We start from the raw sequence: 21,110 nt of genomic DNA, 5'->3' as shown, positions 1-21,110 counted from the left end.
GCCCTTTTTTGCGCCCTTTTTCACGGATGTGACCCCCAATGCTCGACAAGACCTTCAACCCGCAGGAAGCCGAAGCCAGGCTCTATGAACTCTGGGAGGAAAGCGGTGCTTTCCGTGCTGGAGCGGGTGGCCGGGTAGAAGCAGGTGGCAAGCCCTACAGCATCGTCATTCCGCCGCCCAACGTCACCGGCAGCCTGCATATGGGCCATGCACTCAATAATACGCTTCAGGACGTGCTGATCCGCTTCGAGCGGATGCGGGGGAAAGACGTCCTCTGGCAGCCGGGCCTCGATCATGCGGGCATCGCGACCCAGATGATCGTCGAGCGCCAGCTCGAAGCCGAAGGCAATATGGGCCGCCGCGAGATGGGCCGCGATGCTTTCATTGAGCGCATCTGGAAGTGGAAGGGCGAGAGCGGGGGCACCATCATCGGCCAGCTTCGCCGCCTCGGGGCGTCCTGCGACTGGAGCCGCGAGCGTTTCACGCTGGATGATGGCCTGTCCAAAGCCGTGCTCAAGGTTTTCGTGGAGCTGTACCGCGAAGGCCTGATCTATCGCGACAAGCGTCTCGTCAACTGGGATCCGAAGCTCCAGACCGCCGTTTCCGATCTCGAAGTCGAGAACATCGAGGTGAAGGGGCATTTCTGGCATTTCCGTTATCCGCTCGCCCCGGAAAACGGAAAGCCCGTCACCTATGAGTGGCCGATTTTCGACGAGGAAGGCAATCCGGCGGGCAGCGAGACGCGGGACTACATCGTCGTCGCCACCACGCGCCCCGAGACGATGCTGGGCGATACCGGCGTTGCCGTGAACCCGGAAGACGAGCGCTACAAGCCGCTCATCGGCAAGTTCGTGGAACTGCCGCTTGTCGGTCGCCGTATCCCGATCGTCGCCGACGAACACGCCGATCCCGAGCAGGGTTCCGGCGCGGTGAAGATCACACCCGCGCATGACTTCAACGACTTCGAGGTCGGCAAGCGGCAGGGTCTCGAACAGATCAACATTCTCAACCCCGACGGCACGATCAATGACGAGGTGCCGGAGGCCTATCGCGGTATGGACCGCTTCAAGGCGCGCGAGAAGGTCGTCGCGGATATCGAGGCGCTCGGACTTCTCGAACGTATCGAGGACAAGCTCGTCATGGTTCCCCATGACGAAAAGTCGAAACTGGTCGTGATCGAGCCCTATCTTACCGACCAGTGGTATGTCGATGCGGCGACGCTCGCGAAGCCCGCCATCGCGGCGGTGGAGCGCGGCCAGACCGTTTTCGTGCCGAAGAACTGGGAAAAGACCTATTTCGAATGGATGCGCAACATCCAGCCCTGGTGCATTTCGCGCCAGCTCTGGTGGGGCCATCGCATTCCCGCCTGGTACGGGCCGGATGGCGAAGTCTTCGTTGCCTATAGCGATGAAGAAGCCGCCGAACTCGCGCAGAAGCATTACGGCAAGACGATCGAACTCGCGCGCGACGAAGATGTGCTCGACACCTGGTTCTCGTCGGGCCTCTGGCCGTTCTCGACGCTGGGCTGGCCGGACAAGACGCCGGAGCTCGACCGCTACTATCAGACGGACGTTCTCGTCACCGCCTTCGACATCATCTTTTTCTGGGTCGCCCGCATGATGATGATGGGTCTGCACTTCATGGAAGAAGTGCCGTTCCACACCGTCTATATCCACGCCCTTGTCCGCGACGAGAAGGGCCAGAAGATGTCGAAGACGAAGGGGAACGTGATCGATCCCCTGAAGATCGTCGACGAATATGGTGCGGATGCACTGCGCTTCACGCTTGTCGCGATGGCGGCGCAGGGCCGCGACATCAAGCTCGCGACCTCCCGCGTCGAAGGCTATCGCAATTTCGGCACCAAGCTCTGGAACGCCGCGCGCTTCTGCGAGATGAACGAATGCGTGCGTGTCGAGGGTTTCGACCCCGCGAAGGTCAAGGAGACCGTCAACAAGTGGATCGCGGGTGAGGCCGAGCGCACCTCCACCGAAATCACCGAGGCCATCGAGGCCTATCGTTTCAACGATGCGGCGAACGCCGCCTATCGCTTCGTCTGGAACGTCTTCTGCGACTGGTATCTTGAATTCATCAAGCCGCTGCTGATGGGCGAGAACGAGGAAGCGAAGGCCGAAACGCGCGCAACCGCCGCCTGGGCGCTCGACCGCATCCTGCTCATGCTCCATCCCTTCATGCCCTTCATCACCGAAGAACTGTGGGAGCGCACGGCCGAAAAAGGTCCGGCGCGCGAGAGCATGCTCGTCACCGCAAATTGGCCGGCGCGCATCGGTCTTGGCGATGCCGCCGCCGATACAGAGATGGACTGGGTCATCCGCTTCATCACGGAAATCCGTTCGGTCCGTGCCGAGATGAATGTGCCCGCCGGCGCCAAGGTCGCGCTTCTCATCAAGGATGCGAGCGCGGAGAGCCTCGCGCGGCTTGAGCGTCACCGCAGCCTGATCGACCGTCTCGCGCGCCTGTCCAGCGTCGAGGTCGCGACGGAGGCGCCGCATGGTGCGATCCAGATTGTGCTCGACGAAGCAACGCTCATTCTGCCGCTCGCGAGTCTCATTGACGTCGAGGCCGAAACGGCGCGTCTCCGCAAGGAGCTCGGCAAGCTCGAAGGCGAGGTGAAGAAGATCGACGCGAAGCTCGGCAATGCGAAATTCCTCGCCGGTGCGCCGGAGCAGGTTGTCGAGGAACAGCGCGAACGGAAAGCCGATGCCGAAGCGGCGATCGCCAAGTTCACCGATGCCTTGAAGCGGCTTGAAGGGGCGGCGTAAGTTTCACCTCCTCAGCAGCGCCGCCCAGATCATGAGGGCGACGGCGATGCCGCCCGCCGCGGCAAGTATTGGTATCGCGAAAAGGTAGAGCAGGAAGAAGTAGACGAAGGTGCCTGCGAAGAGGCCAGCGGCGATCCAGAGGACGGTGATCCCGAGCCAGAGCAGGACCGGCAGCAGGATGATCAGCGCGATCACCAGAATAATGAGGGTAATCGGATCGGGGTGAATGATGATGCTCTCCTTTGCCTGTTGTTGACCCTCCCCACATGGTTTTTGAACGTGCGTCCTTCGTGAAACGTTCCTGTCACTCAATCACACAAGCGTGAACGAAAAAGGCGGCCCCTCGGGGCCGCCTTTCCACATTGCGGGACCGGTCGCGGTCAGTTGTCGAACACGATCACCGAGCGGGCAAGTTCGCCGCGCTTCAATTCGTCGAAGGCTTCGTTCACGTCTTCGAGCTTGATGCGCCGCGAGATCATCTCGTCGAGCTTCAGCTTGCCGTTCATGTAGAAGTCCACGAAGCGCGGCATGTCGATGGGGAAGCGGTTCGAGCCCATCGTGGAGCCCTGAATGCGCTTCTCGGCGAGGAAGTCGACGCCGTGCAGCTCGATATTGACGCCGACCGGGATCATGCCGATCACGTTTGCCGTGCCGCCGCGTCCGAGCATGCGGAAGGCCTGTTCCGTCGTTGCCTTCAGGCCGATGGCCTCGAAGGAGTGGTGCACGCCGAGCCCGTTCGTGAGTTCCATCACCTGCTGCACAGGGTCGCCGTCCTTCGGGTTCACGACGTCCGTCGCGCCGAATTCCTTGGCGAGGTTCAGCTTCGAGCCCTGCATGTCGATGGCGATGATGCGGCCCGCGCCCGCAATCGCCGCGCCATTGACGCAGGCAAGGCCGACACCGCCCGCACCGACAACGGCGACCGTCTCGCCCGGCCGCACCTTCGATGTGTGGATCACCGCGCCCACGCCCGTCGTCACGGAGCAGCCGATCAGCGCCGCCCGATCGAGCGGCATGTCCTTTCGGATCGCCACGCAGGCATGTTCATGGATCAGCATCTGCTCTGCGAAAGACGACAGGTTGAGGAACTGGTTCATGCCGCCGGGTGCGGTGCCGAGGCGCGGCTCTTCCTCCGCCCCGCGCTTCGTTTCGGGGCTCACGCAGAGTGACAGATGCCCCGTCAGGCAATGTTCGCAATGGCCGCAGAAGGCCGAGAGGCAGGTGATGACGTGGTCGCCCGGCTTCACCGTGCGTACTTCCGAGCCCACCTGTTCCACCACGCCGGCGCTTTCATGGCCGAGCACGGCGGGCAGCGGGTAGGGGTAGGAGCCTTCCACGAAGTGAAGGTCCGAATGGCAGACGCCGGCGGCCGCGGTGCGGATCAGCACCTCGTGGGGGCCCGGCTTGTTGATCTGGACATTTTCAATGGTGAGCGGCTTGCCCACCTCGCGCAGAACGGCGGCTTTCATGGCTGCTATCTCCCTGTTTTCCGGTTTTTGTCGATTCTGTTTTCCGATTGAAGGGATGTTCCCCCGCGGCTGCCGCCGGGTCAACTCAACTCGCGGCTAAAGTCTGAGCAAGCGGGTAAGGCTTTATCGGGCGTGGCCCAGCGCATACTATCCGGCCAGCAAAAAGGGAGTGCTCGCATGGACAAGAAAACATTCGACAAATCGAAGCTGCCAAGCCGCCATGTGAGCGTCGGGCCGGAGCGTGCGCCGCATCGCTCCTATTATTATGCGATGGGCCTCTCCGAGGAGGAGATCAACCAGCCCTTCGTCGGGGTCGCGACCTGCTGGAACGAGGCCGCGCCCTGCAACATCGCGCTCATGCGCCAGGCGCAATCCGTGAAGCGTGGCGTTGCCCAGACCGGCGGCACGCCGCGCGAGTTCTGCACCATCACGGTGACGGACGGCATCGCGATGGGCCATCAGGGCATGAAATCCTCGCTGGCCAGCCGCGACCTCATCGCGGATTCCGTCGAGCTCACCATGCGCGGCCATTGCTATGACGCGCTGGTCGGTCTTGCCGGTTGCGACAAGTCGCTGCCGGGCATGATGATGTCGATGGTCCGCCTCAATGTTCCATCCGTCTTCATGTATGGCGGGTCGATCCTGCCGGGTCACTTCAAAGGCAAGGACGTCACCGTGCAGGACGTCTTCGAGGCGGTCGGCCAGCACTCTGCGGGCAACATGGCCGATCAGGAACTGCATGATCTCGAATGCGTTGCCTGTCCCTCCGCCGGGGCTTGCGGCGGCCAATATACGGCCAACACGATGGCCTGCGTGTCGGAGGCGATGGGGCTTGCGCTGCCGGGCTCGGCCGGTGCGCCCGCGCCTTATGAGAGCCGCGATGAATATGCCGAAGCCTCCGGCCGCGCTGTCATGCAGCTTCTCGCAAACAACATCCGTCCGCGCGATATCGTTACGCGCAAGGCGCTCGAAAATGCGGCGGTGATCGTCGCGGCCACGGGCGGCTCCACCAATGGCGGGCTTCATCTCCCGGCCATTGCGCATGAGGTCGGCATCGATTTCGATCTCATGGAAGTCGCCGAGATATTCAAGAAGACGCCCTATATCGCGGACCTGAAACCGGGCGGCAATTATGTCGCCAAGGATCTCTTTGAGGTTGGCGGCGTTTCGCTCGTCCTCAAGGCGCTGCTCGATGGCGGCTATCTGCATGGCGATTGCCTGACCGTTACCGGCCAGTCGCTGGCCGACAACCTGAAAGACGTGACGTTCGATACGGAACAGAAGATCGTCCGTCCCGTGACGAACCCGCTCTCGCCGACCGGCGGTGTCGTCGGCCTTCAAGGCTCGCTCGCGCCCGATGGTGCCATCGTCAAGGTCGCGGGTATGGCGCCGGAGAAGCTGAAGTTCCGTGGCCCCGCCCGCTGTTTCGACAGCGAGGAAGAGGCCTTCGCCGCCGTCGAGGATCGCAACTACAAGGAAGGCGAGGTTCTCGTCATCCGCTATGAGGGCCCGAAGGGCGGCCCCGGCATGCGCGAAATGCTCTCCACCACCGCCGCGCTCTACGGGCAGGGCATGGGCGACAAGGTGGCGCTCATTACGGATGGACGTTTCTCGGGCGCGACGCGCGGCTTCTGCATCGGCCATGTGGGCCCCGAAGCAGCCGTCGGCGGTCCCATCGCACTCATCGAGGATGGCGATATGATCGAGATCGACGCCGCGAAGGGCACCATCGAGCTTGAGGTGGACGAGGCAGTGCTCGAAAAGCGCCGCGCATCGTGGCGCCCGCGCGAGACCATGTACGCCTCGGGCGCGCTCTGGAAATATGCCCAGCTCGTCGGCCCGGCCCGCAAAGGCGCGGTCACGCATCCCGGCGCGAAGGCGGAGAAGCATGTCTATGCGGATATTTGAGCGAATTTGCTAGCGTCCCACCCGCCCTTGGGGGCGGGTCGATAAAATTCGAGCAAAGCGAAGAATTTTTCGGGGCGGGGGAAACGGCTCGGCACAGCCCCCGCCCCGAAATTTGCATGCTGCGCCGCAAATTTCGACCCTCCCCGAGGGGAGGGTGGGTAGCCATCTCTCAGCTAACCCCATGACTTCGCCACATTTTTCCGGCAAACTGCCCCTCCCGCTCACCGAGGAGAACCCATGACCGTCCGCAAGAGCCTCGCCGTCCTCGCCGCCGCCTTCGGCCTCAATCTGGCCGTTACCGGCGCCGTCTTCGCGGAGCCCTCCCATGAGGCGCAGGCCGCCTATGAGCGCGGCGTCGCGGCGCAGCAGTCGGGCGATATGGAGAGTGCGGTCACCGAGTGGAAGGAGGCCGCGGAAGGCGGTCATACGGGTGCCGCATGGATTCTCGCCAATCTCTACGACAAGGGCGTCGGCGGCGTGCAGCAGTCCGATGCGAAGGCCTATGAATTTCTCCTTCTCGCCGCGCGCGGTGGCCAGCCCGCCGCCGCTGTCCGTCTCGGCGAGGTCTATCTCCAGGGCAACGAGAAGATCGGTCTGAAGCAGAATTACGCGCAGGCGCTGAAGAGCTTCGAGGCTGCCTCGCTCGCCCAGCGCGGCGATGCCCAATATTACGTGTCGATCATGCACCGCAATGGCTGGGGTACGCCGGTCGACCGCACGGAGAGCCTGCGCTGGCTTCTCCTCTCCGCGAACAAGCGTTACGCGCCTGCCTTCGCCGAGCTTGGCCGTGTTCACATGGAAGGCGAGGGCGTCGCCAAGAGCCGCATTGACGGCTGGGGTTATCTGATGCTCGCCAACCGTTTCGGCGATGCCGGGCAGCGCGCGGCAGCCGATGAACTCATGGAAAAGTACGAAGGCTGGATGAAGCCGGGCGAAAAGGAGAAGGCGCAGGAAATGGCCAATACCTGGGTCGCCTCCCACGGCGGGACGTGAAACCTCACCCGAACACCACTTTCTCTTCGCCGAACCAGAGCGGCGATTTCGCGAAGTCGATGAATTTCGCCTCGTCCTCCAGAAGCTGGCGTCCGGCTTCCGCTCCCTCGGGGGTCGACATGGCGGAAGCGATATCCTCCATGCTGTCCCACCAGAGCTGTGCCACGCCGTCATAGACCGCAGGAGCCTTTTCGAGAGAGCCGCCGCGCGACGTGCGCAAGGCTTCGGCAAGTGCCGGATCGGCGGAATGCAGCTGCACATAGCGCTTGATGCGCAGCGCTTCGCGATGGCTCTTCACCAGCGGCGCATGCTTGTTCCACCAATAGTCCTGAAATTCCTCGACCGTCAGTTTCGGCAGCCTCGTCAGGCAGAAGGTGAGCTTGATCATGGTGGTTCTCCCTGTTGTTTCTTCTGATTTCGTTGACCGCGAGTTTGCAACGTCCTTCACCAAAACCAAAGATGTCATCCCGGGATTTATTCCCGGGACCCATTGGCCGCCGTTCTTGCCGGAGAGGTGGATTGGGTCCCGGTCATCCCGGCCTTCGCCGGGACAGGCAAGTGCCGGGATGACACTTGAGTTTCGGGACAGGCCCTGCATCATCGGGGGAGCCCGCGATCAGGGGACATGACGAATAGAAAGTGATTTCTCAATGCGCATTGCCGTTGGCGGCTTCCAGCACGAGACAAACACCTTCGCGCCCACCAAGGCGGATTATGCCGCTTTCGAACAGGCGGATTCATGGCCCGCGCTTCAGAGGGGGGAGGGACTTCTCACCGCCTTCCAGGGCATGAACGTGCCCGTCGCCGGTTTCATCGATGCGGCGTCTTCCGGCAACACGCTTCTGCCCCTTGTCTGGTGCTCGGCGACCCCGTCCGCCCATGTCACGGAAGATGCCTTCGAGCGCGTCATGGCGATGATGCTTGAAGAGCTGCAAGGCGCGGGCAATCTGGATGCCGTCTATCTCGATCTGCACGGCGCGATGGTCACCGAGCATTACGACGATGGAGAGGGCGAGATCCTCGCCCGTGTCCGCGCCGCCATCGGCTCGGATATTCCGCTTGTCGCTTCGCTCGACCTTCATGCCAATGTGACGGAGCGGATGGTCGCGGAGGCCGATGCGCTCATTGCCTATCGCACCTATCCGCATGTCGACATGGCAGAGACGGGCGCGCGCGCTGCGGCGCATCTCACTCATCTCGTGAAGTCCGGCACACGTCAGGCAAAGGCGATGCGCCGTCTCGATTATCTCATTCCGCTCACCGCGCAATGCACGCTGATCGAACCGGCTGCCCATCTCTACGGTCTGGTCTCCGAGACGGAAGGCCGCGTCACCGGCAATGGCCGTGTCAGCAGCGTTTCCTTCACCACGGGCTTCCCGCCCGTCGACATTCCCGAATGCGGGCCTGTGGTCATTGCCTATGGCGATACGGAGGCAGCGGCGGCGGAAGCCGCCGAGCGCATCGCCGCTGCGGGCCGGGAGGCCGAGCCCGATTTCCGTGAGAAGCTCTGGTCCGCGCGTGACGCCGTCGCTCACGCCATTGCGCATTCATCGCCCGGCAAGGGGCCTGTCGTCCTTGCCGACACGCAGGACAATCCCGGCGCGGGTGGCAATGGCGACACGATCGGCATTCTCGCGGAGCTGATCGGGCAGGACGCACAGAATGCCTGTCTCGCCGTTCTTTTCGATCCCGGAAGTGCTGCCGGTGCGGCGGAGGCAGGGGAGGGTGCCACTGTCTCCCTGGCGCTTGGGGCGAAGACGGGCGGCGCCCCCGAGGAGCGTCCCCTTGAAGGCGAGTTCGAGGTGATGCGCGTCACCGATGGAAAGTTTCTCGCCACCGGCCCCTTCTATGGCGGCTCGCAGATGTCACTCGGCACGACCGTCCGTCTGCGGACGGGCGGCGTTCAGATCGTTGTCTCCTCGCGCAAAGGCCAATGCGCCGACAAGGAAATGATCCGCCACACCGGGCTCGACCCGGCGGACCTCGCCATTCTCGTGGTCAAAAGCTCGGTTCACTTCCGGGCCGATTTTGGGCCCATGTCGAGCGAGGTGCTTGTCGTTGAAAGTCCGGGACCGAATACCGCCGACCTTGCCAAGCTTCCCTTCACGCGGCTCCGCAGGGGGCTCCGCGTCACGCCGCTGGGCGAGAGCATCGGCGAATAGTCATTCATGCCGCGCAGCCCCGCGCCTCGATTGTCGTCATGGCCGAATAGCGCATGAAACGATGCAGCGTCAGGTCGCCGTCGACCAGCGTTTCGGCGCGTTCGCTGAAAGCCGTGAAATGCGGCGTGTCGAAATGCGCTTCCATGTCCTCCGCCGAGCGCCAGTTTTCATAGAGGAACCAGATATCGGGGTCATCGCCGGACTGATGGACCTCATAGCCGATGCAGCCTTCCTCCTCCCGCGTCGGGGTGACGAGGGCGCAGAGCTCCCGTCCGAGGTCGAGCGACCTCCCGGGCAGGGCGCGGATGAAGGCGATATTCGTAAGTTCCGATAGGGTCTGGGTCATCTGGTCACCTCGTAACGAAGAGGGAAGTGCTGCTGCACCTGCGGCGGCGCGCGTAACGCGGGGCAGGGCGGCCTGCCTATTGTGGGCTGTCCGGGGTGCGATCTGAATTACCTGGAAGGTAGCGAAGTCTCGCCCTTTCAGGATCGCGGGATCGTCTCCGGGGATGATATTGACCTCCGGCGGCTGGCGGCGGTAGACCGGAACTCGGCGGTTCTTGCACGATCCTCCACAATTCGCTCCTGCGGAAGGACGGAGAGGCATTCGGCGCTTATATTGAAACTCGCGCAGTTGCACCCAACCTGCTGTTTTTACTTACCTCCATGAGGCTTCCGCCAATGGGCAGGCTTTCCGAACTTGTTTCCCTGATTGATCAATTCGCGCCGGAAGACGGCGCCGCGCCGACCGCCTTGCCGCGTCTTCATCTCGCCCGCGTTACCAATCCAACCGAGCCCATGCATGCCCTTCAGGAACCGGCACTTTGTATTGCCGGTCAGGGGCGCAAGCAGATGATCCTCGGTGACCGCATCTATGGCTATGAACCGTCGAACTATCTGCTCGTCTCTGCGGACCTTCCCGTCGTCGGCTGCGTGATGGAGGCAAGCCCGGAGAAGCCCTATCTGGGCATGCGGCTCGACCTCGATCCGGCGGCTCTCTCCGCACTGATCCTCGACATGGACAGGCAGGGCAAGGTCAGCGATGCGCCGGGTTCCGGCATTTTAATGAGCCCGCTCGATGACTCGCTGCTCGACGCAGCGATCCGTCTGTTGCGGCTTCTGGCGCATCCGGCCGATGCGCCCATTCTCGCACCCCTCATAGAACGCGAGATCCATTACCGTCTTCTCGGCGGCGATCAGGCAGTGCGGCTTCGTCAGATCGCACTCGCGGACAGCAAGTTCAATCAGGTGAACCGCGCGATCAACTGGATCAAGCAGAACTACACACGGCCCTTCCGGATCGAGACCGTGGCGGCGGAAGCGCGCATGAGCCCTTCGTCCTTACACGAACATTTCAAGGCAGTGACGGCCATGAGTCCGCTTCAGTATCAAAAGCAGATAAGGCTTCAGGAAGCGCGACGCCTCATCATGGCGCAGGCGGTCGATGCGGCCACTGCCGCGCACCTCGTCGGTTATGACAGCCCCTCGCAGTTCAGCCGGGAGTATAACCGGCTTTTTGGTGCCCCACCCATGCGGGACGCGGAGCGGTTGCGCACTTCGCCGGCGGCAGAGGCCGCGGTCTGAAAACGGGGACAATATTCTGTTGATTTTTTCCGGGGATATTCGCCGCGTTTGCAACGGTTCTGTGACGTTTCGATGACGGTGGACCGTGTTTATCCGCAGGGGCGGGGATAATCTGGCTCAGTCGAAGTCGAGTTCAGCCCAGATCGGAACATGGTCGGAGGGCTTCTCGCGCCCCCTGATATTGCGGTCGATATCGCTCGCTTTCAGCCTGTCCGCCGCCTGCGGAGAGAGCAGGATATGGTCGATCCTGATGCCGTTGTCCTTGGACCAGGCGCCTGCCTGATAGTCCCAGAATGTATAGCGATGCGCCTCGCGGTGGCAGGCGCGGAAGGCATCGGTGAGGCCGAGATTGATCAGTTCACGGAACTTTGCGCGTGTCTCGGGCCGGAACAGCGCGTCGTTCGCCCATGCCTTTGGGTCGTGTACGTCGTCTGCCGTCGGGATCACATTGTAATCGCCGAGCAGCGCCAGCGGCTCTTCGTAGGAAAGGAGCTTTCCCGCGTGGTCGATCAGCCGGTCCATCCAGCGCAGCTTGTATTCGAACTTGTCTGTGTCCACTGGATTACCGTTGGGCAGATAGATCGACGCCACGCGTAGTGCGCTCTTGCCTGCCGGAATTACGGTTTCGATGTAGCGTGCGTGATCGTCGCTGTCATTGCCGGGCAGGCCGCGCGTGATGTCATCCAGCGGAAATTTCGAGAGGATGGCGACACCATTATAGGTTTTCTGTCCATGCGTCGCGACGTTGTAGCCGAGGTCTTCGATCTCGCTGCGTGGAAAGGCTTCGTCGACGCATTTCAGTTCCTGCAGGCAAACCACGTCCGGCGCGGCTTCCTTCAGCCAGTCGGTGAGGTTTCCAAGACGTGCCTTGACCGAATTGACGTTGAAACTGGCGATCTTCATGACACTCCCTCAGCTCTTTACGGCTGCTTGCGGCGCTTGCGGTTGTGTTCCCCAGTCAGAATTCATCAGCCTACACCTCTACACAAACAGAATCGCCAACAGGGCGTGAGGATACGCTCTGAAGTCGGTAGGTAAAATCTCAATTGTTCCTGAAAGGACGCAATTCTGCGGCGGACAGCCTTCTCAAATGGAGAAAGATGTGCCACAGCCGCATGAGGCGGTCGCGTTCGGGTTGTTGATTTTGAAGGCGGCGCCGATCAGATCGTCCACATAGTCGATCTCGGAGCCCGCCAGATAATCGACGGAAACGGAGTCGATCAGCACCGTCACGCCGTTCTTTTCGAGCACGAGATCGTCATCCGTTTTCGTGTCGTCCAGCGTGAAGCCATATTGAAACCCGGAGCAGCCGCCACCCTGCACGGAGACGCGCAACACGGTGCCTTCATCCTCGCCCTGGAGAATTTTGCCAATCTGCGTCGCCGCACGGTCCGTCAGTGAGATCGGTATGTTCGTGGTGGCAGGATCGATTGTTGCGCTGTCCGTCATGTCTGTCCTTGGGGCCTTCGCTCTACTCCAAGCTTTCGGCTTTCAACCATACTAGAATTGCCTTAGCAGATATGTAAGAGCCTGTATGCCGGATTTCAAACCGGATACTGGCTAACACCATAAGGAATCGAGGGTTTTCGTGCCGATCGCCAATCCTGCCGCCACAGCTTCCTACGCCACAAGGGCCGAGGAGACCCGCGGCCGCCTCTTTGAGGAGGATGAGAGCGCCACGCGAACCGCTTTCCAGCGCGACAGGGACAGGATTATCCATTCCGGCGCCTTTCGCCGTCTGAAATACAAGACGCAGGTCTTCGTCTATCACGAAGGCGACAATTACAGGACGCGGCTTTCTCACTCGCTGGAAGTCTCGCAGATCGCACGCTCCATTGCCCGTGTGCTTGGTCTTGACGAAGATCTCGCGGAGACCCTGGCGCTTGCCCATGACCTTGGCCACACGCCCTTCGGACATGCGGGCGAGACGGCGCTCGATGCCTGCATGAAGGGGTTTGGCGGCTTCGATCACAATGCGCAGACGCTTCGCATTGTGACCAAACTCGAACACCGCTATGCGCGCTTCGACGGCCTCAACCTCACCTGGGAAACGCTCGAAGGTCTGGTGAAACACAACGGGCCTCTGACCGGCCCAGGCCGCAGCCTCGAAGATCTGCCGCGAGCCATCGTCGAATATGCGGAGACGCAGGATCTCGAACTTGGCAGCTTCGCGGGACCGGAAGCGCAGGTCGCCGCGCTCGCCGACGATATCGCCTATAACAACCATGACATCGACGATGGTTTACGCGCCGGACTTTTCTCGATCGACGATCTAATGGCCCTGCCGCTTGTGGGCGATGTCTTCAGCCGCGTGATGGACCGCTATCCGGGTCTCGAAGAGCCGCGCGTGACACATGAGGCGGTGCGCGAACTCATCGGCACCATGATCTCGGATCTCCTGTCTGAAACGAAGCGCCGGCTTGAAGTGGCGAAGCCTGCTTCCGCCGCGGAGATCAGGGCACTCGATCGGCCCATTGCAGCCTTCACGCAGGAGATGACGGAAAACAACGCGGCGCTTAAATCCTTCCTCTTTCAGCGCATGTACCGCCACTACCGCGTCAACCGCTCAATGGGCAAGGCACAGCGCATCGTTCGCGACCTGTTCACGCTGCTTCACCGTGCACCAGACCAGCTCCCCCCCGAGTGGCAAAAGGGCTGTGACGGACCGGAAGGGTTCAAGACGGCACGCCGGGTCTGCGATTTCATTGCCGGCATGACCGACAAGTTCGCCATCGAGGAGCATCAGCGCCTTTTCGACCTCCACGACCCCCGAGCCTGACAGGGCTGGAAACGCGGGGGAGCGGCGGCTAGAGTGCGCGCCGCCGGGGACGGGTTCCCGGTCAGGGACACAAGCGACGGCGGCAATGAATATTTTTCGGTATTTCGAGGAACGTGTAGAGGCGGCTTTGGGCGCGCTTGTAGAGGAGGGCGCGCTGCCGCCCGGCCTCGATATGGCGCGCGTTGCTGTCGAGCCCCCGCGCGATCCGTCTCATGGCGACCTTTCCACCAATGCCGCGATGGTGCTGGCCAAGCCCGCAGGCGCGAAACCTCGCGAGCTGGCGGAGAAGCTGGCCGCGCGCCTGTCGACGGAGGAAGCCGTGACGGAGGTGTCTGTCGCGGGGCCTGGCTTTATCAATCTGCGCCTCGATCCGGCATTCTGGGTTGCTCGTTTGCCGGACATGCTGCGCGCCGGCGCTTCTTATGGCGCGGGCGATCTCGGTAAGGGCGAAGGCGTCAACGTCGAATATGTGTCCGCTAATCCTACAGGTCCGATGCATGTCGGTCATGTGCGCGGCGCGGTTTTTGGCGATGCACTCGCGAACCTTCTGGAGAAGGTCGGCTACCGCGTTTGCCGTGAATATTACATCAACGATGCGGGCGGACAGATCGAGGTTCTCGCGCGAAGCGCGTTGCTGCGTTATCGCGAGGCGCTGGGAGAAAACATCGGAGCGATCCCGGAAGGGCTTTATCCGGGCGACTATCTCAAGCCTGTCGGCGAGGCGCTCGCGGCGGCACACGGCAAGAGCCTGCTTGAGATGGAAGAGGGTGACGCACTCAAGATCGCGCGTGAGACGGCCGTCGAAGCGATGATGGAGCTTATTCGCGGCGATCTGGCGGTGCTCGGCATCGTGCATGAAGTGTTCTATTCCGAGCTGTCGCTCCACCGGTCGGGAGCCGTCGAAAAGACGTTGAAAATGCTCGAAGACAAGGGGCTCATCTATATCGGTACGCTGGAGCCGCCCAAGGGCGAGGTGCCCGACGATTGGGAAGCGCGGCCGCAGACACTTTTCCGCTCGACGGAGTTCGGCGACGATGTAGACCGGGCGCTGAAGAAGTCCGATGGCAGCTGGACTTATTTCGCACCGGATATCGCCTATCATCTCGACAAATTCGAGCGTGGCTACAGCACCTTGATCGACGTCTGGGGGGCGGATCACTCGGGCTATATCAAGCGGATGCGGGCCGCGATTGCGGGCGTGACCGGCGGGCAAGCCGAGTTCGATGTTAAAGTCTGCCAGCTCGTTCGCCTTTTCCGCAATGGTGAGCCTGTGCGTATGTCGAAGCGTGCAGGCGACTTCGTCACATTGCGCGATGTTGTGGATGAAGTCGGCAAGGGCGTCGTGCGGTTCATGATGCTTACGCGCAAGAACGATGCGCCGCTAGATTTCGACTTCGCCAAGGTGATGGAGCAATCGCGCGACAACCCTGTCTTCTATGTTCAATACGCACATGCCCGCATCCATTCGGTACTGCGGAAAGCGGCGGCGGAGGGAGACTACGACCTTTCCGACGCGGCGCTTGCCAATGCGCCGCTCGAACGGCTCACCGACGAGGCGGAGCTGGCGCTTGTTCGGCTGATGGCCGGTTTTCCGCGGCAGGTCGAACTGGCGGCCCTTGCCCATGAGCCGCACCGCATCGCCTTCTATCTCTACGACCTTGCTTCCGCCTTCCATGCCCTGTGGAACAAGGGAAAGGACGAACCTGCGCTTCGGTTCATCCTGCCCGAAGACAAGGATGCTACGCTTGCGAGGCTTGCGTTGATTCGTGCAGCGGCTCACGTCATAGCCGCCGGTTTGGGGATTTTGGGGGTCGAACCGATCGAGGAGATGCGCTGATGTCCAACAGGGATGGCGGCTGGGACGAAGAACCGGAATACGACATCGATCCCGATATCGAAGACTACGAACGATACGAGGATGAAGATGGCGCGCCTGGCGGCAAGCGCCGGAGTCTAATGCTTCTCAGCGTCATCGCGCTGCTAGCTGTGTTCGCAGGTGTGGTCTTTCTTGCCTATCGCCAGGGTACGCAGCAGGGCCCGAATGGTGCGCCGCCGATCCTTCGTGCAGACGGCGAGCCAACGAAAGAGCTTCCCGAAAATCCCGGCGGCAAGAAGTTTCCGCATCAGGATGCCGGGGTCTACAATCGCATCACGGGCGATGGCGAAAGCGAACCCAGCGAGGGTGAGCAGTTGCTGCCCCCCGCGGAGGAACCCCTCGCGATAGACAATTCCGCGATCCCTGAGCCGCAGGATCAGCAGGCGCTTGACCGTATGGCGCAGTCGCTTGAAACCGGCGGTATCCAGAGCCGTCCGCTTGACGATGCGTCTTCCGGGGCGTCTTCCACGGCACCGGTGCAGCAGGCGGCCCCTGCCGAGGAGGTGCCCGCCGCCAAAGCATCGGAGCCGGTCGAGCAGACAACATCTTCTCCGGTTTCTTCTACCTCCTCTTCGGGCGGCTATGTCGTTCAGCTTGCCGCCTTCCGCGATGAGCCGTCGGCGCGCGAAGCTTTCAAGAAGCTGCAGGCAAAATATCCAAACCTGCTTGGGGCGCGGGCGATTGATATTCAGCGTGCCGATCTCGCCGAGAAGGGCATCTACTACCGTCTCCGTGCGGGCTATATGGACAAGGCTACGGCGGACGGGCTTTGCGCCGATCTCGATGCGCAGGGGCAGGGGTGTCTGGTGAGGCCGAAGTGAGCCTCACGTCGGCGATCTATGGATGTGCCGGCACCGAACTCAACGATGCTGAGAAAAGCTTTTTTCGCGAGGCGCAGCCCTGGGGCTTCATCCTCTTCGCGCGAAACATTGCCGACCCCGGACAGCTTCTCCGGCTTACATCTTCATTGCGGGAAGCCGTGGGCCATGACGCGCCAATCCTGATCGATCAGGAGGGTGGCAGGGTGCAGCGACTGCGTCCGCCTCATTGGCGCGCGTGGCCGGCCGGGCGGCGCTATGGCGAAATTTATGAGCAGGATTCCGAAAGAGGCCTTTACGCGGCGCGTCTCGGCGCCCGCCTGATCGCGGCCGAGCTTCGCAGTGTTGGGGTTACCGTCGATTGCCTGCCGGTGCTGGATGTTCCTGTGCGGGGCGCGCATGACATTATTGGCGAGCGTGCATATGGGGAGGAGCCGGGGCTCATCGCAGCGCTTGGTCTCGCCGTGGCGGAAGGGCTCATGTCGGTTGGTGTCTTGCCAGTCGTCAAGCACATGCCGGGGCATGGTCGCGCCCTTTCCGATAGTCACAAGAATTTGCCTGTGGTCGATGCATCTCTCGAAGAGCTCGAAGGCTGCGATTTCGTACCTTTTCGTGCATTGAAGGCGCTGCCGCTCGCAATGACGGCTCATGTCGTCTACACCGCACTTGACCCCAACAGTCCGGCAACGACTTCCGCGACCGTTATCGGCGAGACGATCCGGGGCCGTATCGGCTTCGAGGGGCTGCTTATGTCGGATGACCTTTCCATGAAGGCCCTCAAGGGCGATTTCGGGGCGCGAACGCGGGCTTCGCTCGCGGCAGGCTGCGATCTCGTTCTCCACTGTAACGGCGATATGGCCGAGATGGGGGCGGTGGCGGCTGAAGCCAAGGTTCTTGTGGGGGAAAGCCTCAGGAGGTCGGAGGCGGCACTTCACCGCTTCGTGCCGCCCTCCGAAGCGGCCGATATTGATTCGTTATGGGCCGAATTCAGCGAAATTACCGGTTTGGCCTGAGAAGATCGCTGGGGATAAGCCGAGAAACGGGGTACCCGCGCCGGGGGGTGAAGGGTATAAAGGCTATTCGTCTTTAGCCACCTGGCAGGATCGGCTAAAGGACGCGGGGAATTCAACAATCTGGACCGGATGCAGCAGGCAGTCATGACCGAGGCGTCTTCTCAAAGCGACGCAGATGGCGGCGCGCAGCCCGATGAAGCTGCGGGCGCGGACACGGCTGCGTCCTTCGAGGAAGGCCCGCCTCGCGACACGGTAGAGACAGATGAAAATACACTGATCGTCGATCTCGATGGCTTCGAGGGGCCGCTCGATGTTTTGCTGACGCTCGCGCGGAACCAGAAGGTCGACCTCACGAAGATTTCGATCCTGAAGCTCGCCGAGCAGTATCTCGACTTCATCACGCAAGCGAAGCGGATGGAACTCGATCTCGCGGCCGACTATCTCGTCATGGCGTCCTGGCTGGCGTTTCTCAAGTCGAAGCTGCTGTTGCCGCCGCCGGAAGAGGAAGAAGGCCCCTCCGGCGCGGAACTGGCCGCGCGGCTTGCCTTCCAGCTGCAGCGGCTCGAAGCCATGCGCAAAGCCGCCCAGGAAATCTTCAATCGGCAGTGCCGCATGGGAATGCACGTCTTCCAGCGCGGTGCGCCGGAAGGCATCCGCCTTATCAAGACGAGCGAATATCAGGGAACGCTCTTCGATCTTCTGAAGGCCTATTCGGACCAGCGCCTCAAGGGCCATGACACGAAGTGGGAACCGAAGCGCCTGCCGATCATGGCCATCGAGGCGGCTCGCCGCAGGCTTGAAGGCATGATGGGCACGATGTTCGACTGGGGACGGATCGACAGCTATCTGCCGCTTGAAGAGATGAGCCCGGCGCTCCGCCGTTCGGCGGTTGCGAGCACGTTCAGCGCGGCGCTCGTTTTGGCAAAGGACGGGCTCATGGAAATCCGGCAGTCGGGCGCTTTTGGTCCGGTTTTCGTCCGGCGGCGCGAACAGACCCCCGATCAACCGTCGGCCGGACCGGCCGACACGTCAGAGAACCACGAAGAATGACCGATGAGACGACCCTGAGCGAAGCCGAAAGCGATACCGACATGGCAGCCGACGAGCAGGAACCGGACAAGAACGAAGAAGAGGGCACGGAAGCCGAGGCGCCGGAAGAAGAAGCTGCGCCGGAAGGCGATGCTTCGGAGAACGTCGTCAAGTTTCCAGTCAATGCGACGGAACATGCGCAAATCATGCGCATGGCGGAGGCGCTGATGTTCGCGGCAGCCGAACCGCTCGATATCGACAGTATTGCTGCGCGCCTGCCGGACGGGGCCGACGTGGGCGCCGTCATCGAAGACCTTCAGAAGGCTTATGAAAGCAGGGGCGTAAACCTCGTCCGCATCGCAAATAAATGGATGTTCCGGACGGCTGACGATCTCTCCTTCCTGATGGAGCGTGAAGCTGTCGAACAGAAGCGGCTCTCGCGCGCGGCGATGGAGACGCTTGCGATCATTGCGTACCACCAGCCGGTCACCCGGGCCGAAATCGAGGAGATACGGGGCGTTTCCGTTTCGAAGGGCACGCTTGACGTGCTGATGGAAACGAGCTGGGTGCGTCTTCGGGGACGCAAGCGGACGCCGGGACGTCCCGTGACCTACGGCACGACCGAGGATTTCCTTGTCCATTTCGGGCTGGAGAATGTGGGCGATCTGCCGGGCCTCGACGAGCTCAAGGCTGCCGGGCTTCTGGATGGGCGGCTGCCGCCGGGCTTCGACATTCCTAACCCGTCGGATACGGGCGGCGAAGGGGATGGCGAGTTTGAAGATGCCGCCGAACCGGAATACGGCGCCGAGCTGGACGATCATCTGGAGCAGGAAAAGGGCGAGGACGACTAAAACGCCACTTCATCCAGATTCTAAGCCTTGAGCATAATACTGCTTGAACTCAGAGGGTTGCCGACCTTGGTTAATGGCGTATCTTGACTGCGTTGCGGGCTTTTTGCTGAGGGTTTGATATCGCAATTTCGGCCCGGAACGCCCATATTAGTTCTAGGTAGTGCTTTATTTCGAGCAAGGCCGGGGCTCGCCCTTGGCCATTGGAGACAGAAATGCCGGGTTGGACACAAATCCTGATCGTCCTCGTCCTCATCGTGCTGCTGTTCGGCAGGGGCAAAATTTCCGACATGATGGGTGACGTTGCGAAGGGTATCCGCAGCTTCAAGAAGGGGCTTTCCGACGAAGACGATGTTCAGTCGGCGCAGCCAGAGCCCAAGACGATCGATGCGACAGCCTCTCACGAGGAGAGCGCGGAGAAGAACAAGGCCTCCCACGGCTAACAGCTTCGGGCGGGCTTTCGTCCCGGAACCTCTACGGAGGTCAGGGGCCGAGGCGTTTCAGGACCGCATATGTTCGATATCGGATGGTCAGAACTCATGGCCCTTGTGGTCATTGCCATCGTCTTCGTCGGTCCCAGGGATCTGCCGAGGATGATGCGTACGGCTGGCCAGTATGCCGCCAAGGTCAGAGCCATGGCGCGTGAGTTTCAGAATTCCTTTGAAGACCTTGCCAGGGAAACCGAGCTGGATGAGCTCCGCAAGGAGGTGTCCGACCTTCGCGGCAAGGTCACCGAGCCGATGCGTTCGCTTCAACGCGAAATGGACAAACCGGTGAAGATCGGTGGTGGCGGTGCGGGGGCGGCTGCGTCCGCCGTGTCCGCGACCAAAGCCGAGGAGAAGCGGGGCGAGCCTCTGGACACGGGCGATGTTTCTGAGGGGATCGCGGAGGCGATCCGGGAGGCGGAAGCCGTCGACGCCTATGAGGCGAGCGAGCCGATGCCTGCCGGGGACATTACGGCGGAGAAGCGGGCCCAGACAAAGCAGGAAGGTGAATGAGCACCTCTTCCGCCGAGCCCAATCCCGACGATGATATCGAGGCCTCACGGGCACCTTTGCTGGATCATCTGATCGAGTTGCGTACGCGGCTGATCAAGGTGCTGCTGGCTTTCGGTGTCGGCTTCGGCATCTGTTTCTTTTTCGCCAAGTACATCTTCAACCTGCTGGTCGAGCCTTATAACCGGATCGTCGCCGCCGATGGGGGCGCGCATCTTATCTACACGGCCCCGCAAGAGTTTTTCCTGACCCAGCTCAAGCTGTCGATGTTCGGAGCGATCTTCATCGCCTTCCCGATCATTGCGGCGCAGATCTACATGTTTGTAGCGCCCGGACTCTACAAACATGAGCGCGGGGCTTTTATTCCCTATCTGATCGCGACGCCCATTCTGTTCCTTTCCGGTGCGGCGCTGGTCTACTTCGTGGCCCTGCCTATTACGCTCAACTTCTTCATGGGCATGCAGCAGTCGGGCGGGGAGGGCGAAGCTGTCATCGAATTGCTGCCCCGGGTTAGTGAATACCTGAACCTCGTTACAGCCTTCATCCTGGCCTTCGGTATCTGCTTCCAGTTGCCGGTGATATTGACCTTGCTTGCGCGGGCCGGGATCGTGAACTCCGCCCAGCTCAGGAGGGGCCGGCGCTTTGCCATCGTTATCATCTTCGCCATCGCTGCTTTCCTGACGCCGCCGGACTTCTTCAGCCAGGTTGCCCTTGGAGTGCCGACACTGCTCCTCTATGAGCTGTCGATTTTCGCCGTCGCATGGGCGGAAAAGAAGGCCGCCGCCGAAGAGGCGGATGAAGCCGGGGACCCAGAGGAAACCGGGGAGGGATAATCCCGCACGGGCCTTGTCTGGAC

General features: G+C 61.6%; 20 protein-coding genes. 14 read left to right on the top strand and 6 right to left on the bottom strand.

Annotated features, from left to right (window positions below; genetic code table 11):
- Positions 1-38 precede the first annotated feature (38 nt).
- Positions 39-2,780, top strand: a complete 2,742-nt coding sequence (locus ABJO61_RS05330; RefSeq protein ID WP_348327449.1) for a valine--tRNA ligase — start codon at positions 39-41, stop codon at positions 2,778-2,780.
- Between the two features lie 3 nt (positions 2,781-2,783).
- Here the strand turns inward: ABJO61_RS05330 and ABJO61_RS05325 are convergent, their stop codons facing one another.
- Positions 2,784-2,975: a hypothetical protein gene (locus tag ABJO61_RS05325; RefSeq protein WP_348327446.1), complete on the bottom strand. Its 192-nt coding sequence runs from the start codon at positions 2,973-2,975 to the stop codon at positions 2,784-2,786.
- A 185-nt stretch (positions 2,976-3,160) separates the two neighbouring features.
- Positions 3,161-4,249 carry a Zn-dependent alcohol dehydrogenase gene (locus ABJO61_RS05320; RefSeq protein WP_348327443.1) on the bottom strand — a complete coding sequence of 363 codons (1,089 nt, stop codon included), beginning with the start codon at positions 4,247-4,249 and terminating at the stop codon, positions 3,161-3,163.
- 177 nt (positions 4,250-4,426) lie between these two features.
- On the opposite strand from ABJO61_RS05320, the gene ilvD reads away from it, so the two are divergent.
- Both ilvD and ABJO61_RS05310 read left to right on the top strand, forming a co-directional pair.
- Positions 4,427-6,157, top strand: a complete 1,731-nt coding sequence (gene ilvD, locus ABJO61_RS05315) for a dihydroxy-acid dehydratase (protein WP_348327440.1) — start codon at positions 4,427-4,429, stop codon at positions 6,155-6,157.
- 237 nt (positions 6,158-6,394) lie between these two features.
- Positions 6,395-7,150 carry a tetratricopeptide repeat protein gene (locus ABJO61_RS05310; protein WP_348327437.1) on the top strand — a complete coding sequence of 252 codons (756 nt, stop codon included), beginning with the start codon at positions 6,395-6,397 and terminating at the stop codon, positions 7,148-7,150.
- A gap of 4 nt (positions 7,151-7,154) precedes the next feature.
- Here the strand turns inward: ABJO61_RS05310 and ABJO61_RS05305 are convergent, their stop codons facing one another.
- Positions 7,155-7,538 carry an EthD domain-containing protein gene (locus ABJO61_RS05305; protein ID WP_348327434.1) on the bottom strand — a complete coding sequence of 128 codons (384 nt, stop codon included), beginning with the start codon at positions 7,536-7,538 and terminating at the stop codon, positions 7,155-7,157.
- A gap of 262 nt (positions 7,539-7,800) precedes the next feature.
- Between ABJO61_RS05305 and ABJO61_RS05300 the strand changes: the two genes are divergently transcribed.
- Positions 7,801-9,312 carry a M81 family metallopeptidase gene (locus ABJO61_RS05300; protein ID WP_348327431.1) on the top strand — a complete coding sequence of 504 codons (1,512 nt, stop codon included), beginning with the start codon at positions 7,801-7,803 and terminating at the stop codon, positions 9,310-9,312.
- Positions 9,313-9,316: 4 nt separating this feature from the next.
- Here the strand turns inward: ABJO61_RS05300 and ABJO61_RS05295 are convergent, their stop codons facing one another.
- Complete coding sequence (locus ABJO61_RS05295; protein ID WP_348327428.1) at positions 9,317-9,658, bottom strand: putative quinol monooxygenase; 342 nt, start codon at positions 9,656-9,658, stop codon at positions 9,317-9,319.
- A gap of 335 nt (positions 9,659-9,993) precedes the next feature.
- Between ABJO61_RS05295 and ABJO61_RS05290 the strand changes: the two genes are divergently transcribed.
- Positions 9,994-10,896: an AraC family transcriptional regulator gene (locus tag ABJO61_RS05290; RefSeq protein WP_348327425.1), complete on the top strand. Its 903-nt coding sequence runs from the start codon at positions 9,994-9,996 to the stop codon at positions 10,894-10,896.
- Positions 10,897-11,013: 117 nt separating this feature from the next.
- Here the strand turns inward: ABJO61_RS05290 and xth are convergent, their stop codons facing one another.
- Positions 11,014-11,799, bottom strand: a complete 786-nt coding sequence (xth, locus tag ABJO61_RS05285) for an exodeoxyribonuclease III (protein ID WP_348327421.1) — start codon at positions 11,797-11,799, stop codon at positions 11,014-11,016.
- 183 nt (positions 11,800-11,982) lie between these two features.
- Positions 11,983-12,345, bottom strand: a complete 363-nt coding sequence (erpA, locus tag ABJO61_RS05280) for an iron-sulfur cluster insertion protein ErpA (RefSeq protein ID WP_348327418.1) — start codon at positions 12,343-12,345, stop codon at positions 11,983-11,985.
- Positions 12,346-12,484: 139 nt separating this feature from the next.
- Between erpA and ABJO61_RS05275 the strand changes: the two genes are divergently transcribed.
- The 9 genes from ABJO61_RS05275 (at position 12,485) to tatC (ending at position 21,087) form a co-directional block, all read left to right on the top strand.
- A complete protein-coding gene (locus ABJO61_RS05275; protein ID WP_348327415.1) occupies positions 12,485-13,675 on the top strand; it encodes a deoxyguanosinetriphosphate triphosphohydrolase in 1,191 nt (396 codons plus the stop codon).
- Between the two features lie 85 nt (positions 13,676-13,760).
- Positions 13,761-15,512 carry an arginine--tRNA ligase gene (gene argS, locus ABJO61_RS05270; RefSeq protein WP_348327412.1) on the top strand — a complete coding sequence of 584 codons (1,752 nt, stop codon included), beginning with the start codon at positions 13,761-13,763 and terminating at the stop codon, positions 15,510-15,512.
- On the top strand, positions 15,512-16,372 hold the full coding sequence (locus tag ABJO61_RS05265; protein ID WP_348327409.1) for an SPOR domain-containing protein: 861 nt from the start codon (positions 15,512-15,514) through the stop codon (positions 16,370-16,372). The genes argS and ABJO61_RS05265 overlap by 1 nt, the downstream gene beginning before the upstream one ends.
- On the top strand, positions 16,369-17,382 hold the full coding sequence (gene nagZ / locus ABJO61_RS05260; RefSeq protein ID WP_348327406.1) for a beta-N-acetylhexosaminidase: 1,014 nt from the start codon (positions 16,369-16,371) through the stop codon (positions 17,380-17,382). Before ABJO61_RS05265 ends, nagZ begins: the two co-directional genes overlap by 4 nt.
- Before the next feature lie 144 nt (positions 17,383-17,526).
- On the top strand, positions 17,527-18,432 hold the full coding sequence (locus tag ABJO61_RS05255; protein ID WP_348327403.1) for a ScpA family protein: 906 nt from the start codon (positions 17,527-17,529) through the stop codon (positions 18,430-18,432).
- A 185-nt stretch (positions 18,433-18,617) separates the two neighbouring features.
- A complete protein-coding gene (gene scpB / locus ABJO61_RS05250; RefSeq protein ID WP_348327594.1) occupies positions 18,618-19,262 on the top strand; it encodes an SMC-Scp complex subunit ScpB in 645 nt (214 codons plus the stop codon).
- A 212-nt stretch (positions 19,263-19,474) separates the two neighbouring features.
- The gene (locus ABJO61_RS05245) at positions 19,475-19,702 is read left to right on the top strand and encodes a twin-arginine translocase TatA/TatE family subunit (RefSeq protein ID WP_348327400.1); all 228 of its coding nucleotides are present in this window, start codon (positions 19,475-19,477) and stop codon (positions 19,700-19,702) included.
- A 69-nt stretch (positions 19,703-19,771) separates the two neighbouring features.
- Positions 19,772-20,257: a Sec-independent protein translocase protein TatB gene (gene tatB, locus ABJO61_RS05240; RefSeq protein ID WP_348327397.1), complete on the top strand. Its 486-nt coding sequence runs from the start codon at positions 19,772-19,774 to the stop codon at positions 20,255-20,257.
- Positions 20,254-21,087 (top strand): twin-arginine translocase subunit TatC, encoded by an 834-nt coding sequence (gene tatC, locus ABJO61_RS05235; RefSeq protein WP_348327394.1) that lies wholly within the window; start codon positions 20,254-20,256, stop codon positions 21,085-21,087. The genes tatB and tatC overlap by 4 nt, the downstream gene beginning before the upstream one ends.
- The last annotated feature ends 23 nt before the right edge of the window (positions 21,088-21,110 follow it).

Source organism: Parvibaculum sp. (genome assembly GCF_039973015.1).
Classification (GTDB): Bacteria; Pseudomonadota; Alphaproteobacteria; order Parvibaculales; family Parvibaculaceae; genus Parvibaculum.
Note: the sequence above shows the minus strand (reverse complement) of the source record. Positions and strands in the feature narration are given on the sequence as shown.